1 protein-coding gene and 2 pseudogenes are annotated in these 1,592 nt (G+C 56.6%); 2 read left to right on the plus strand and 1 reads right to left on the minus strand.

The genetic code is table 11. The features are described 5' to 3' along the window. Positions 1–278 (minus strand): annotated as a pseudogene (locus F561_RS0124285) (hypothetical protein); the annotation flags it as partial. A 262-nt stretch (positions 279–540) separates the two neighbouring features. Here F561_RS0124285 and F561_RS0124290 point away from each other — a divergent pair. Next, positions 541–780 carry a WGxxGxxG family protein gene (locus F561_RS0124290; protein WP_019012558.1) on the plus strand — a complete coding sequence of 80 codons (240 nt, stop codon included), beginning with the start codon at positions 541–543 and terminating at the stop codon, positions 778–780. A 100-nt stretch (positions 781–880) separates the two neighbouring features. After that, positions 881–1,590: pseudogene (locus tag F561_RS26925) on the plus strand (IS6 family transposase). Positions 1,591–1,592: the final 2 nt, after the last annotated feature.

The raw sequence follows: 1,592 nt of genomic DNA on the forward strand, positions 1-1,592 counted from the left end.
TGGGTGTTGCGGGTCATTTTGATTGCCGCGTTGACCTGAACTGCAGCAAATAACAAGGCTCCACCCGCCTTAATGATGTTGAGTCTCTGGTTGGCTGCCCCGACTTGGAATTTGTATTGACGGTAAGGTTTCCAGACCCAAGTGTTGAAGGCGTAGTAGGCCGCGCCCAGGTGGAACACGAACTTGGCCTTTTCCAATACGGTGGCTTGAGCAGGCTGAAGAGGACCAGTCACGAGCAATGCGCCCGTGAACAGCAGAAGTTTGCGGGAAACAGACATGGTCCGAGTCTGCGGGTGAGCAGCTTTGCCCACGTGAGGTGCAGATGCAGATGGCTTACGGAACCTGTCTCAACCACGCTCAGCGAGCCAGGCACAGTTAATACAGCGAAACTTAAAATGCAAGCGCGACGGTGAGTCAATCAACGTTTGCCACAGAGTTTGACAAGAGAGGTTGAGGCCCACCAACTTTTCCGTTCTGTATTTTTTGACACAATTAGTATGCCTTCGGGCAAGAGATACATCATTCTCTGGAGGTCAACTCATGAAATCTGAAACCAAGACTGTTCTTCTGGCGCTGTCTCTGTTACTGGCCCCCGGCATTGCGCAGGCCCAGGACACCACCGATGCCACCAATACCACCACGGCCAACCAGAACAATGACAACAACGACTTTGACTGGGGTTGGCTGGGCTTATTGGGCTTGGCAGGTTTGGCTGGACTGCGCCGTCAGCCGGAGCGGGTGGTCACTACTCCTTATACCGGCACGACCAACCGACCTTAACCTCATCCGCTTCTTCAGGCCCGCTCCTGCGAGCGAGCCTGATTTTTCCCTGCTGTAGTGTGGCGGTTCTGGCAACTTAATCGCAATAGGCTGATTCTCTGTGACTGACCGCAAGCCCTACCGACACCGTTTTTCACTGAGCATCATCCGGCACGCCCTTTGGCTTTATCACCGCTTCCCTTTGAGCGAGCGCGATGTTCAGGAATTGCTGCACCAGCGCGGCCCAACAGGTCAGTTACGAGACCCTGCGCCAGTGGAACATCCCTTTCGCCCCACTCCTCACCGAGGGGCTGCGCCACCGGAAACCGCGGCGGGGTTCCCGTTGGTTCCTGGATGAGGTGTGTCGATATGGCGGGCAAAAAATACTGGCTGTGGCGGGCCGCCCTAGAATCCGGTGCAGTGCTCGACATCCTCTTGCAACCTCACCGGAACGCTGATGCAGCCAAGACCTTCTTTGAGCGTCTGTTGACCAACGATGACGTCCCAGACGTCATTCACACGGACAAGCTCTGGAGCTATGGAGCAGCTCTTCGAGCGCTTCCTGTGCTCCACGGCGTGGAGCACATCCAGGTCATTTCCGCTGCGCGCTGCAATCACCTGATTGAACAGTCTCACCGGCCCACCCGGGATCAGGAACGAAGTCAGCGAGGCTTCAAGAAACCCCGAAGGGCACGAGAATTTCTGGCTCTGCACGCCCGCGTTTCGAACCTTCACCAGCGCACTCGAACGACCGTCCCCGCTCGCAATCGAAGAACGCATCAGTCGAAGGCCCACCTGACCTGGCAACGCGCCGTGGATGCGGCGGTCTGAAG

Source organism: Deinococcus aquatilis DSM 23025 (assembly GCF_000378445.1).
Lineage (GTDB): Bacteria > Deinococcota > Deinococci > Deinococcales > Deinococcaceae > Deinococcus > Deinococcus aquatilis.